The sequence below is a fragment of the Mesorhizobium sp. AR02 genome (assembly GCF_024746835.1).
Classification (GTDB): Bacteria; Pseudomonadota; Alphaproteobacteria; order Rhizobiales; family Rhizobiaceae; genus Mesorhizobium.
Genome location: NZ_CP080531.1, coordinates 1,635,709 through 1,648,746 on the forward strand (window position 1 = coordinate 1,635,709; position 13,038 = coordinate 1,648,746).

Consider the following 13,038-nt stretch of genomic DNA (forward strand, 5'->3'; position numbering starts at 1 on the left):
TAGCGGTTGCCGGCACAAACCCACATAAGTAAGCTTACACTTACCAATTTCCGCAACTATGCGACACTGACGATCGATCTCGCCCCGGGTGCCGTGGTGTTTTCCGGTGACAACGGTGCCGGCAAGACCAACCTCCTCGAAGCGATTTCCTTTCTGACACCCGGGCGTGGCCTTCGCCGTGCCCCTTACGCCGATGTCGCGCGCGAGGGCGGCGATGGCGGCTTTGCGCTGCACGCTCGGCTCGACGGGCCCGATGGCCAGATCGAGATCGGCACGGGCATTTCGGTTGGCGAGGGTGAAGGCGGCAGGCGGGTTCGCATCAACGGCGCGACGGCCCGATCGGCCGAGGACATGCTGGAATGGCTGCGCGTCGTATGGCTAACGCCGGCCATGGATGCGCTGTTCACCGGACCGGCCGCGGATCGCCGGCGCTTTCTCGACCGGCTGGTGCTGGCGATCGATCCCGGCCACGGCCAGCGCGCCCTCGACTACGAAAAGGCGATGCGGGGCCGTAATCGTCTGCTTACCGAGGGTTCGCGGGATGATCGCTGGTTCGAGGCGATCGAGACACAGATGGCCGAAACCGGCGTCGCCATTGCGGCGGCGCGCGCCGAACTGGTGCGCCTGCTCGCCGCCATGATCGACAAGCTGCCCGACACGGGGCCGTTCCCGCAAGCCGATATCAGCCTTTCGGGCGATCTGGAGACCGAGGTTTCCACCGCGCCGGCGGTCGATGTCGAGGAGCGGTTCCGCCGGACGCTTGCCGGTGGCCGTGATCGGGATCGTGCCGCGGGACGAACGCTCGAAGGCCCGCACCGTTCCGATCTGCTGGTGAGGCACAGGCCCAAGGCGATGCCGGCAGAGCTGTGTTCGACCGGCGAGCAGAAGGCATTGCTGGTCGGCATCGTCCTGTCGCATGCCCGGCTGACCGGCGAGATGTCCGGCATGACGCCGATCCTGCTGCTGGATGAGATCGCAGCACACCTTGATGGCGGACGGCGGGCGGCACTGTTTTCGATCCTGGAGGAGTTAAACTGCCAGGCTTTCATGACGGGAACCGATGCTGCGCTGTTTTCCAGTCTCAAGGGGCGCGCGCAGTTCCTGACGGTCGACCACGGCGCGGTTGGGCCAACCGAAGACGCCTGACAAGGTTTTTCAGCCGCTATATGGTCCTGATATGACCACCGTGCTCACCGCCGACGAGATCGAACGCTATGCCCGCCACATCGTGCTGCCCGAAGTCGGCGGCGCGGGCCAGCAGAAGCTCAAGCAGGCGCGGGTCCTGGTAATCGGCGCCGGCGGACTGGGCGCGCCGGTGCTCGAATATCTTGCGGCGGCCGGCGTCGGCACGCTCGGCATCGTCGACGACGACACCGTGTCGCTCTCCAATTTGCAACGCCAGGTCATCCACGGCACCGATACGGTCGGCATGCTGAAAACCCTCAGTGCCAAGGCAGCAATCGCCCGTATCAATCCCAACACCGCGGTCGAGACGCACACAGTCCGGCTGAACACGGACAACGCCCCTGCCCTCATCGCCGGCTATGACATCACCGTCGACGGTTCCGACAATTTCGAGACCCGTTATACAGTGGCCGACGCTTGCGCGAGCGAGCACAAACCGCTGGTGCATGCCGCCGTCGGCCGCTTCGATGGTTCAGTGACGGTGCTGAAGCCTTTCGAGGACGGCAAGGATGGCAAGCCGAACCCTGGCTATCGCGATCTCTTTCCCGAAGCCCCACCGCCCGGCCTGGTGCCATCCTGCGCCGAGGCCGGTGTGCTTGGCGCGCTGACCGGTGTCGTCGGCACGCTGCAGGCAATGGAGGCGATCAAGCTGATCACCGGCATCGGCGAGCCGCTGGTCGGCCGGCTGCTGCTCTACGATGCGCTCTCCGCGCGCTTCGAAACGATCCGCTACGCCAGGCGCTGATCTTGGAGCGAACCATGCCCCTCTCCATCGACCGCATCCCGGCCGATTTCGGCCGCTGGGATGAGGTGCTTGCCCTGATCATGCGTGCTTTCGCCTTCATGGACGGCGTCATCGACCCGCCGTCCTCGGCCCACCTGCTCACCCTCGATGGACTGCGCGACAAGGCCGGGCGGGAGACCGGTTTCGTGGCCCTCGACGGCGACAGGATCGTCGGCTGCGTCTTTGCCCTCGAAAGAGCCGACGATCTTTATGTCGGCAAGCTCGCCGTCGCGCCGGACTGCCAAGGGCAAGGCACCGGCCGGCGGCTGATGCGGGCGGTCGAAGGTCTCGCGCTCGACCGCGGCAAGGCGGCGCTCGAGCTTCAGACGCGCATCGAGCTCACCGCCAATCATGCCGCCTTTGCCCGCCTCGGCTTTCACGAAACCGACCGGACGGCGCATGAGGGCTACGCCAGGCCGACATCGATCACCATGCGCAAGGCTCTTTCGTAAGCCTTTACTTACATATTAAGACAGCGGATCGTCAGGTTCTGAGCGGCAGCACACGATCCGGTGGGCGGTGACCGTCAACGAATGCCCGGATGTTGATGATGACCTTCTCGCCCATGTCGATGCGGCCCTCGAGCGTCGCCGAGCCCATATGCGGCAAAAGCACGACCTTGTGCCTGGCGGCGAGCTTGAGCAGCTTGGCATTGAGCGCCGGCTCATGCTCGTAGACGTCGAGGCCGGCGCCGGCGATCTTGCCGTCCTGGATCAGCTTGACCAGCGCTTCCTCGTCGATGATGTCGCCGCGCGCGGTGTTGACGACATAGGCCGTGGGCTGCAGCAGCGCCAGCCGCCGCGCCGACAAGAGATGGAAGGTCGCGGGCGTCGACGGACAATTGACCGAGATGATGTCCATGCGGGCCAGCATCTGGTCGAGGCTCTCCCAATAGGTCGCCTCCAACTCGTCCTCGACCGCCGGCAATACGCGATGGCGGTTGTGGTAGTGGATGGAAAGGCCAAAGGCCTTGGCCCGCCTGGCAACGGCGGTGCCGATGCGGCCCATGCCGACAATGCCGAGCCGCTTGCCCCAGATGCGCCGGCCAAGCATCCAGGTCGGCGACCAGCCGGCCCATTTCTTGTCGCCGGTGAGCACGTTGGCGCCTTCCGCCAGCCGGCGCGGCACTGCCAGCATCAGCGCCATGGTCATGTCGGCGGTGTCTTCGGTCAGCACATTGGGCGTGTTGGTGACGGTGATGCCCCTCTTGGCGGCCGCCGCCACGTCGATCTTGTCGACGCCATTGCCGAAATTGGCGATCAGCTTGAGGTTGTCGCCGGCCTGGGCGATCAGCGCCGCGTCGATGTGATCGGTCACCGTCGGCACCAGCACGTCGGCTTCCTTGACCGCCGCGACCAGTTCCGGCTGGGTCATCGGCCGGTCCTCGACATTCAGCCTGGCGTCGAACAGCTCGCGCATACGGGTCTCGACCGGGTCGGGCAGCTTTCGCGTGATGACCACGAGAGGCTTCTTTTTGCCTGCCATTGTTTCCCTCGTTGAGACCTCTTTAACCAAGACCGGCGAAACTGAAAGCCGGTCGCGGTAGCCGATTTACCCATGTAACAAGCGGTGCCGCCGAAGACAAAGAAAAAGGGGCGCCGAGGCCACCGAGCCGGCACCGAAAGGAACGAAAGTGTCTGGTTTCGCGTCGCTTCGCCTGACCCTCAGCGCAGCATTTCTCGGCGCTCTCCTCTATTCCTCGCTTGCCGCGGCACAGAGCGCGGCCGCACCCGCCCAGAGCGCCGTCACGCTCGGGCCGAGCGGCCTGCCGCTGCCGCGATTCGTCAGCCTGAAATCCGGCCGCGTCAACTCGCGCGTCGGCCCGGGCGCCAATTATTCGGTCGACTGGATGTATATGAAGGCCGGCCTGCCGATGGAGATCATCCAGGAATTCGACACGTGGCGCCGCGTGCGCGATGCCGACGGTTCGGAAGGCTGGATCAACCAGTCGCTGCTGTCGGGCCGGCGCACCGCGATCATCGCGCCATGGCAGCGCGGCAAAGGCGCCCAGATCAATATGCTCAGAAGCCCCGACAAGGATGCCAGCGTGGTGGCGATCGTCGAGCCGGGCGTCATGGGCACGATCAAGTCCTGCGACGGCCAGTGGTGCGAAATGACGCTTGACGGCCACACCGGCTGGCTCGCGCAGGCGGCGGTCTGGGGCGCCTATCCCGGCGAGCGGGTCAAGGACTGAGGTCGCCCCGCTCTATCGCCCGATACGGCCAAGGTGGGTGTCCTGAAAACCGGTTGACAGTTTCAGGCCGTAGCCCAGCGCACGGTCGATGGCGATGTGGGCGATCCAGATCAGCGCGACCGCGATTGCCGCCGCATGACCGGACAGGTACCCGACGAGCAGCAGCAGCACCGGTACTATGAGGATGTGAAGGGCGTTGTAGGCGATGGCGCCGATCTGCGGCCCGCCGAGGTAGCCAAACATCGACAGGTCCGGCGCCAGGATGAGCACTGCGAAGAGCCACCAGGAAACGCCTGACCAAGCGTAGAAGACAACGGCGGCGGCCGCCACAGCAGCCCATTCGAGCCTGATTATCAGGTCGAGGGGTTTCATTTCTGGCCGATTATTCTGGCTCCGCCGATTGTTCTGGCCTCGCCGGCCCTTCCTGGCGCTTGGGGCGCAGCCTCACCACGATGTCGACATTGGCGATTTCCATGCCCTCGGGCGGCTCCGGCAGGTTGGTGACCGTCACAGGGCCATTGGCGATGTCGAAAATCCGGTTTTCGCCTTCAATGTAGAAATGGTGGTGGTCGGAAGTGTTGGTGTCGAAATAAGTTTTTGCACCCTCGACGGCGAGGATGCGCAGCAGCCCCGCCTGGGTGAATTGGTGGAGCGCGTTGTAGACGGTGGCCAGCGACACCGGCACGCCGGCGGCCAGCGCTTCCTCGTGCAGTTCCTCGGCCGAGAGATGGCGATCGCCCTTGGCGAAAAGCAGGTCGGCCAGCGCGATACGCTGGCGTGTCGGCCTCAGGCCGGCTTCACGTACCCGCTTGTCCACAGCGACATTTTCCTTCCGGCAGCCCCGGTCCATCTGGTCTTCCAAGCTCACAGTCCCGCTTCAAGACACGCCCAGAATGGCAAAAAAATGAACGTCTGCCGAAACCGGACCCCTGTTGACATATATTCTGTCGTCCGAACGCGATCAATAGCGCGCATTGACCCGGGCAGACTGGCGGGTTAAGCGCAAACGCCGGTTTCCGGCCTGAAACAGATTGTGTTAGGACACCAACGACAAGGGCGCGCTACCGCCCGGACGATATGGGGACGAGATTGATGGCGGGTAAATCCAGCTACGACTACGAAGAATTGCTGGCCTGCGCCCGCGGCGAGCTGTTCGGAGAGGGCAATGCCCAGCTGCCCTACCCGCCCATGCTGATGTTCGACCGTATCACCGAGATCAGCGAGACCGGCGGCGCTTTCGACAAGGGCTTCATCCGCGCGGAGTTCGACATCAAGCCGGACCTGTGGTTCTTTGCCTGCCATTTCATCGGCAATCCGATCATGCCAGGATGCCTCGGTCTGGACGCCTTGTGGCAGTTGACCGGCTTCTACCTCGGCTGGCTCGGCGAACCCGGCAAGGGAATGGCGTTGTCTACCAGTGAGGTCAAGTTCAAGGGCATGGTCACACCATCGGTCAAGAAGGTCGAGTATGGCGTGGATTTCAAGCGCGTGATGCGCGGCCGGCTGGTTCTGGGCATCGCCGATGGCTGGATGAAGGCGGATGGCGAGCCCATATATGCGGCGACGGACCTGAAGGTCGGTCTGTCCAAGCAGTCGGCGGTCGCTTGACCGCAGCCCTGGCCGACCCACTGGCCAGAATCCCTGGAAGGAGTTGCGAATGAGACGTGTCGTAGTCACAGGCCTCGGCATCGTGTCGTCGATCGGCAACAATGCCAACGAGGTGCAGACCTCGCTGCATGACGCCAGATCCGGCATCAGCTTTTCCAATTCCTTCGCCGAGCACGGCTTCCGTTGCCAGGTCTGGGGAGCTCCGACGCTCGACCCGTCCGCCATGATCGATCGCCGCGCGATGCGCTTCCTGTCGCAGGGCGCGGCCTGGAACCACGTCGCCATGGATCAGGCGATCGCCGATGCGGGTCTCGGCGAAAGTGACATCACCAATGAGCGCACCGGCATCGTCATGGGCTCGGGCGGCCCTTCCACCCGCACCATCGTCGAGGCGGCCGAAACGACGCTGAAGAACGGCAGCCCCAAGCGTATCGGCCCCTTTGCCGTGCCGAAGGCGATGTCGTCGACGGCCTCGGCGACGCTGGCCACGTGGTTCAAGATCCACGGCGTCAACTATTCGATCTCATCGGCCTGCTCGACCTCGGCGCATTGCATCGGCAACGGCTATGAGCTGATCCAGTGGGGCAAGCAGGACATGGTCTTTGCCGGCGGCCATGAGGATCTCGACTGGACGATGTCGGACCTGTTCGACGCCATGGGCGCCATGTCATCCAAGTTCAACGACCGGGCATCGGCAGCTTCCCGCGCCTATGACGTCAATCGCGACGGCTTCGTCATTGCCGGCGGTGCCGGCGTGCTGGTGCTGGAAGAGCTGGAGCATGCCAAGGCGCGCGGCGCCAAGATCTACGCCGAGATCGTCGGCTACGGCGCGACCTCGGACGGCTACGACATGGTCGCGCCTTCGGGCGAAGGCGCGGTCCGCTGCATGCGCCAGGCGCTGGCGACGGTCTCCACGCCGGTCGACTACATCAACACCCACGGCACCTCGACGCCAGTGGGGGATTCCAAGGAAATGGGCGCCATCCGCGAGGTGTTCGGCGAGAAGATGCCGTTCATCACCTCGACGAAATCGCTGACCGGCCATTCGCTGGGCGCGGCCGGCGTGCAGGAATCCATCTATTCGATCCTGATGATGCAAGGCGGCTTCATCGGCGAAAGCGCCCATATCGAGACCCTCGACCCCGAATTCGAGGGCATGCCGATCGTACGCAAGCGCATCGACAACGCCAAGATCGACACCGTCCTGTCAAATTCCTTCGGTTTCGGTGGCACCAACGCGACGCTCGTTTTCCAGCGCTATTCCGCATAAGGCCAGCGTTTTTCCAAAAGGATTGCCAACATGGACGGATTGATGAAGGGCAAGCGCGGGCTTGTCATGGGTGTCGCCAACGATCATTCGATCGCGTGGGGCATCGCCCAGAAATTGTCCGAACATGGGGCGGAGCTCGCCTTCACCTACCAGGGCGAGGCCTTCGGCCGCCGGGTCAAGCCGCTCGCCGACAGACTGGGCGCCTCGCTGGTCGTTCCCTGCGATGTCGAGGACAGCGCTTCGGTCGCCGCCACGTTCGAGACGCTTGGGCAGGCCTGGGGCGGGCTGGACTTCGTCGTCCATGCCATCGGCTTTTCCGACAAGAATGAGTTGAAAGGCCTTTACGCCGACACCAGCCGGGACAATTTCGTCCGCACCATGGTGATCTCCTGCTACTCCTTCACCGAAGTGGCCCGCAATGCGGCGGCACTGATGACGGAGGGCGGCTCGATGATCACGCTGACCTATGCCGGTTCGGTCCGCGTCATGCCGAACTACAATGTCATGGGCGTCGCCAAGGCCGGCCTCGAAGCCAGCGTGCGCTACCTTGCCAACGACTACGGTCCGCGCGGCATCCGGGTGAACGGCATCTCGGCGGGGCCGGTGCGCACGCTCGCCGGTGCCGGCATTTCGGACGCCCGCCACATGTTCTCCTACCAGCAGCGCAACTCGCCGCTGCGCCGTACCGTGACCATCGACGAGGTCGGCGGCTCGGCGCTTTATTTGCTGTCCGACCTCGCCTCCGGCGTCACCGGCGAAATCCACTATGTCGATTCCGGCTATCACATCGTCTCGATGCCGACGCTCGACGAGTTGAAGCAGACGGATGGCTGACGAGCCCCGGAACGGGTCAAGGCGACGCGCTTTGAGCAACATGCTTGGGAGCGTTGCAGAGAAATGGCCGTTTTCCAGTAAAGAAATGATCCTCTCCAGTAAAATTGGATGCATTCGCGGAAACTCATTTTAAGAAGATTTCCGCTATAGAGTCCCGCAATCTGGGGACCTTTGAATGTCTGCCGTCAGCAACCCGAAGCGAACACCGGTGTTCCGACTGCTCACGATAGCAAGCTCGGGCATTGGCAGTTTCATCCTCGGCATCTGGGGCCTGAAACACGGTCTCGGCGACGGGTTTGCCGGCATATCCGTGGACATGATGGTCGCGATCATGGCTGCGCTTTGCGCGCTGGCGGCGTCGGTGGCGGCAATGTCCTTCTTCGCCGGCATCGATGAATCGGCGGATTTTGTGTTCAACGAAACCCATTTCGACAAGCTGACCGGACTGCTGGCGCGCCCGGCGATGGTCGGCAAGATCGCCGAGGCGGCGTGCGCGACAAGCCGAACCGGGGAACCGATGTTCCTGATCGACATCGACATCGACCGTTTCAAGCACATCAACGACGCGATCGGTTACAGCCAGGGCGACGAGCTGATCCGCGCCTTCACCAAGCGGCTGCAAAGCTGTGTGCCCCCACGCGCCCTGATCGGGCGCATCGGCGCCGGCGAGTTCGCCGTGCTGCTCCCGGATCATCAGATCCAGGGAACGATGGAAAGCATGGTCGAAAGGCTCATCGACGAGATGATGGAGCCCTATGAACTCAGCAGCCATCAGCAATCGGTGGGTCTGTCGGTGGGTATCGTGGCCATGCCCAAGGATGGCGTCGATCCGGTCCTTATCCTGCGCCGCTCCAACCTGGCGCTGCAGAATGCGCGCGCCAGCGGCGTCGGCAACTGGTCGGTGTTCGACAGCGAGATGGGGCGTGTCGCCGATCATCGCCAATGGGTCGAATCCGAACTGCACACCGCTTTCGAGCGCGGAGACTTCGACCTGCACTATCAGCCGCAGCTCGACCTGCCGACCGGCCGTATCATCGGCTACGAGGCGCTGATCCGCTGGAACCATCCCGAACGCGGCATGATCCCGCCCATGGAGTTCATCCAGATCGCCGAGGAAACCGGGATGATCAACCCGATCGGCGAATGGGTTCTGCGCAAGGCCTGCAGCGACGCCCGCCATCTGCCCGACGACTGTTTCGTCGCCGTCAACATCTCGCCGGTCCAGTTCATGACCAAGGACTTCGTCGGCATCGTGCGTGACACGATGCGGACCACCGGCATCAAGCCGTCGCGGCTGGAGCTGGAAGTCACCGAGACGGCGATGATGCAGGACCGCGACCGCGCGGCCGCTATCCTGAAAGAGCTTGCCGAGATGGGCATCTCCGTCGCCGTAGACGATTTCGGCACCGGCTATTCCAATCTGAGCTACCTGATCGATTTCTCGTTCGGCAAGCTGAAGATCGACCGCTCCTTCGTCAGCCGCATCGATACCGATTCCAGCTCCGGCGCCGTCGTGTCGACCATTGTCGGGCTTTCGCGTGCACTCGGCGTCAGCATCATTGCCGAAGGCGTCGAGACCGAGAACCAGGCGACTTTGCTGCGCGCCGCCGGCTGCGAGGTGGTGCAGGGCTACCTGTTCGGCCGTCCGGCGCCACTCAAGTTCAGGGTTGGCGACCAGCACGTCACCGACGAGGTCCGGCGCGTCGCCAACCTGCACTGAATGCGATACGCATCGTTTCACCGACGCGCGACAAACACCTTGAACATGCCATCGCGGGCGAGTTCCGCGTGGCTGGCAAAGACGGCCGACAGCACGGGCTCGTAGGGAAGCTGGCGATTGGCGACCATGAACAGCCTGCCACCGGGCTTCAATGCCTTGGCTGCCGCGCGGATCATGCCGGCGCCGATCTCCGGCTCCGCCGCACGGCTGCGGTGAAAGGGTGGGTTCATGGCGATGACGTCATAGCGGCGCTCGACCGGCTCCGCGAGCAGATCCGTCCAGAAGAAGCCTTGCGCCACGGTGCCACCGAGGTTGCCCTTGGCTGCCTCCAGCGCATCGAAATCGGCCTCGTAGAGATCAAGGGCCGACAGGCCTGACGAACCGGCAGCCATCTCAGCCGCCACATAGCCCCAGCCGGCGCAGAAATCGGCCGCACTGCCGCGCAGGTCATCGGGCAGGTTGTCGACCAGCAGTTTCGACCCTGCATCGACGCGATCGAAGGAGAACATGCCGGGTGCGGTGTGGAACCGGCCCTCTATCAGTTGCGCCGGGTTGGCGGCGCGAAGTGCCGCAGCAGCCTGCATATCCGCCGGGCGGCGCAGCCAGAAGGCGATGCCGTGATATTTCGGCATATGGCCGTCGAGCGACACAAGCTCGTCGACGCGCTTGCGCAAGCTGGCAATGCCATCGTCCTTGCCGCCGGCGATGACAACCAGCCCGCCTGGCGCCACACGCTCGAGGGCCTCGGCGATGCCCAGTTCGTTCTGGCCACGATGACGGCCAGCGAGCACCAGCGCGGCATCAAAACCGTCGCCCTCGGTTTTCGGTGTGACCGCGAAGCCCGCTGCCTGCAAGGCGCGGAAATGCGGCCGAAAGCCCTGTACGAGATGAAGCGTAGCCTCGAAACCCGACGGCAAGCGCAGGCCTGGCTCGGCGCCGAGGAAAAGGATGCGCTCGCCCTTTCGCGGCAAAGCAAGAGCCTCGGCCTCGAACGGATGGAAAAGCGTCTTCAGCGCTTCAGCGGACATTCCCTCTACCTTCCAAACGAAAACGGGCGCGACCTAAGCCGCGCCCGCTCCGATTTTCCTGTCAGACCGATCAGGCGGCGTCTTCTTCGCCTTCGGCCTTCTTGTCGCGCACGATTTCCTTGCCGGTGGCTTGGTCGACGACCTTCATCGACAGGCGGACCTTGCCGCGCTCGTCGAAGCCCATCAGCTTGACCCAGACCTTGTCGCCTTCCTTGACGACGTCCGAGGTCTTGGCGACGCGCTCATTGGCGAGCTGCGAGATGTGGACGAGACCGTCACGCGGACCGAAGAAATTGACGAAAGCACCGAAGTCAGCGGTCTTGACGACCGTGCCTTCGTAGATTTCGCCGACTTCCGGCTCGGCGACGATGGTGTGGATCCACTTCTTCGCCGCCTCGATCTCCTTGGCGTTCGACGAAGCGATCTTCACCGTGCCGTCGTCCTCGATGTTGATCTTGGCGCCGGTCTTCTCGACGATCTCGCGGATGACCTTGCCGCCGGAGCCGATGACGTCGCGGATCTTGTCGGTCGGGATGTGCATGACCTCGATGCGCGGCGCGAACTCGCCGAGTTCGGGGCGGGCGCCGGTCAGGGCATGCGCCATTTCGCCGAGGATATGCTGGCGGCCATCCTTGGCCTGGTCCAGCGCGATCTTCATGATCTCCTCGGTGATGCCTTCGATCTTGATGTCCATCTGCAGCGAGGTGATGCCGTTGGCGGTGCCGGCGACCTTGAAGTCCATGTCGCCGAGGTGATCTTCGTCACCCAGAATGTCGGACAGAATCGCGAAGCGCTCGCCTTCCTTGATCAGGCCCATGGCGATACCGGCAACCGGCTTGGCCAGCGGCACGCCGGCATCCATCAGCGCCAGCGAGGTGCCGCAGACAGTGGCCATCGACGACGAACCGTTGGACTCGGTGATCTCCGAGACGACGCGCAGCGTGTAGGGGAACTGGTCAGCGCTCGGCAGCATCGGGCGGATGGCGCGCCAGGCGAGCTTGCCGTGGCCGATTTCGCGGCGGCCCGGCGAACCCATGCGGCCGGTCTCACCGACGGAGTAGGGAGGGAAGTTGTAGTGAAGGAGGAACTTCTCCTTGTACATGCCGGTCAGCGAATCGACATACTGCTCGTCTTCGCCGGTGCCGAGTGTGGCAACGACCAGCGCCTGGGTCTCGCCGCGGGTAAACAGCGCCGAACCATGGGTGCGCGGCAGGACGCCGACTTCGGAGACGATCTTGCGAACGGTCTTCAGGTCACGACCATCGATGCGCGAACCGGTGTCGAGGATGTTCCAGCGCACGACCTTGGCCTGGAGTTCCTTGAACACCGAACCGATCTGCTCGGAGGTGTACTTGGCCTCTTCGCCTTCGGCCGGAGCATAGGCTGCCTTGACCTTCGCCTTGACGGCGTCGACGGCGGCATAGCGCTTCTGCTTGTCGGTGATCTTGTAGGCTTCACGAAGCTCGTCGCCGACGATCTTCAGCATCTCGGCTTCAAGCGCGGAATAGTCCGGCGCGGTGAAGTCGCGCGGCTCCTTGGCGGCAACTTCGGCCAGCTTGATGATGGCGTCGATGACCGGCTGGAAGCCCTTGTGACCGAACATGACGGCGCCGAGCATCAGCTCTTCGCCAAGTTCCTTGGCTTCGGACTCAACCATCAGCACGGCGTCGGCGGTGCCGGCGACGACGAGGTCGAGCTTGGATTCCTGCATCTCGTCGATGTGCGGGTTGAGCACGTATTCGCCGTTGATGTAGCCGACGCGGGCGCCGCCGACCGGGCCCATGAAGGGGACGCCCGACAGGGTCAGCGCGGCCGAGGTGGCGACGATCGACAGAATGTCCGGATCGTTCTCGAGGTCATGCTGGACAACGGTGACGACGATCTGGGTGTCGTTCTTGTAGCCGTCAGCGAAGAGCGGACGGATCGGGCGGTCGATGAGACGGGAAACCAGCGTTTCCTTTTCGCTCGGACGGCCTTCGCGCTTGAAATAGCCGCCCGGGATCTTGCCGGCGGCATAGGTCTTTTCCTGGTAGTTGACGGTCAGCGGAAAGAAATCGAGGCCGGGCTTGGGCTCCTTCATCGAAACGACGGTGGCCAGAACCTTGGTCTCGCCGTAGGTGGCGAGCACAGCGCCGTCAGCCTGACGCGCGATCTTACCGGTTTCGAGGATGAGCGGGCGGCCGCCCCATTCGATTTCCACTTTGTGCTGATTGAACATGTCTTGTCCTTTATATGAGGAAGGGCCGCGCCGTTTCAGCGTGCGCGGGTGCCCTTTCCTCTGGCTTCCTTTCTCGGGCAGCCACGGGCAAGACAACGGGAGGCTCGGGTTTTATTGGCACTACGGCCATACGAGCGTCCTGCAATCCTGCCCCATGACCGTCCATGGGTGGCTTCGAGTGGCCCTCTGCACGCTCT

General features: G+C 63.6%; 13 protein-coding genes. 8 read left to right on the plus strand and 5 right to left on the minus strand.

Going from position 1 to position 13,038, the window contains the following annotated elements; all coding sequences use genetic code 11:
• The first annotated feature begins 6 nt into the window (after positions 1-6).
• Genes recF through DBIPINDM_RS12140 form a run of 3 tightly spaced genes read left to right on the plus strand, consistent with a single transcriptional unit; the run spans position 7 to position 2,421 of the window.
• Entirely contained in the window at positions 7-1,146 is a 1,140-nt protein-coding gene (gene recF, locus DBIPINDM_RS12130; protein WP_258585932.1) for a DNA replication/repair protein RecF, read from the plus strand.
• A gap of 31 nt (positions 1,147-1,177) precedes the next feature.
• On the plus strand, positions 1,178-1,930 hold the full coding sequence (locus tag DBIPINDM_RS12135; RefSeq protein ID WP_258585933.1) for a molybdopterin-synthase adenylyltransferase MoeB: 753 nt from the start codon (positions 1,178-1,180) through the stop codon (positions 1,928-1,930).
• A 14-nt stretch (positions 1,931-1,944) separates the two neighbouring features.
• Positions 1,945-2,421, plus strand: coding sequence for a GNAT family N-acetyltransferase (locus tag DBIPINDM_RS12140; protein WP_258585934.1), 477 nt, complete (start codon positions 1,945-1,947; stop codon positions 2,419-2,421).
• 31 nt (positions 2,422-2,452) lie between these two features.
• On the opposite strand, the gene DBIPINDM_RS12145 is transcribed toward DBIPINDM_RS12140, so the two are convergent.
• Positions 2,453-3,454 carry a 2-hydroxyacid dehydrogenase gene (locus DBIPINDM_RS12145; RefSeq protein ID WP_258585935.1) on the minus strand — a complete coding sequence of 334 codons (1,002 nt, stop codon included), beginning with the start codon at positions 3,452-3,454 and terminating at the stop codon, positions 2,453-2,455.
• A 148-nt stretch (positions 3,455-3,602) separates the two neighbouring features.
• Between DBIPINDM_RS12145 and DBIPINDM_RS12150 the strand changes: the two genes are divergently transcribed.
• A complete protein-coding gene (locus DBIPINDM_RS12150; RefSeq protein WP_258585936.1) occupies positions 3,603-4,163 on the plus strand; it encodes an SH3 domain-containing protein in 561 nt (186 codons plus the stop codon).
• 12 nt (positions 4,164-4,175) lie between these two features.
• On the opposite strand, the gene DBIPINDM_RS12155 is transcribed toward DBIPINDM_RS12150, so the two are convergent.
• Together DBIPINDM_RS12155 and irrA are read right to left on the minus strand one after the other, a co-directional pair.
• On the minus strand, positions 4,176-4,535 hold the full coding sequence (locus DBIPINDM_RS12155; RefSeq protein ID WP_258585937.1) for a DUF4260 domain-containing protein: 360 nt from the start codon (positions 4,533-4,535) through the stop codon (positions 4,176-4,178).
• Between the two features lie 10 nt (positions 4,536-4,545).
• Positions 4,546-5,013: an iron response transcriptional regulator IrrA gene (gene irrA / locus DBIPINDM_RS12160; RefSeq protein ID WP_258589250.1), complete on the minus strand. Its 468-nt coding sequence runs from the start codon at positions 5,011-5,013 to the stop codon at positions 4,546-4,548.
• A 242-nt stretch (positions 5,014-5,255) separates the two neighbouring features.
• Here irrA and fabA point away from each other — a divergent pair, with 242 nt between their 5' ends.
• From fabA to DBIPINDM_RS12180, 4 genes are all read left to right on the plus strand, one after another.
• A complete protein-coding gene (gene fabA, locus DBIPINDM_RS12165) occupies positions 5,256-5,771 on the plus strand; it encodes a 3-hydroxyacyl-[acyl-carrier-protein] dehydratase FabA (RefSeq protein WP_258585938.1) in 516 nt (171 codons plus the stop codon).
• Between the two features lie 49 nt (positions 5,772-5,820).
• Entirely contained in the window at positions 5,821-7,041 is a 1,221-nt protein-coding gene (gene fabB / locus DBIPINDM_RS12170; RefSeq protein WP_258585939.1) for a beta-ketoacyl-ACP synthase I, read from the plus strand.
• A 30-nt stretch (positions 7,042-7,071) separates the two neighbouring features.
• Complete coding sequence (gene fabI / locus DBIPINDM_RS12175) at positions 7,072-7,875, plus strand: enoyl-ACP reductase FabI (protein WP_258585940.1); 804 nt, start codon at positions 7,072-7,074, stop codon at positions 7,873-7,875.
• A 175-nt stretch (positions 7,876-8,050) separates the two neighbouring features.
• Complete coding sequence (locus tag DBIPINDM_RS12180) at positions 8,051-9,595, plus strand: putative bifunctional diguanylate cyclase/phosphodiesterase (protein WP_258585941.1); 1,545 nt, start codon at positions 8,051-8,053, stop codon at positions 9,593-9,595.
• Between the two features lie 17 nt (positions 9,596-9,612).
• Here the strand turns inward: DBIPINDM_RS12180 and DBIPINDM_RS12185 are convergent, their stop codons facing one another.
• Entirely contained in the window at positions 9,613-10,623 is a 1,011-nt protein-coding gene (locus DBIPINDM_RS12185; protein WP_258585942.1) for a class I SAM-dependent methyltransferase, read from the minus strand.
• Positions 10,624-10,693: 70 nt separating this feature from the next.
• Positions 10,694-12,841, minus strand: coding sequence for a polyribonucleotide nucleotidyltransferase (gene pnp / locus DBIPINDM_RS12190; protein ID WP_258585943.1), 2,148 nt, complete (start codon positions 12,839-12,841; stop codon positions 10,694-10,696).
• Positions 12,842-13,038 lie beyond the last annotated feature (197 nt).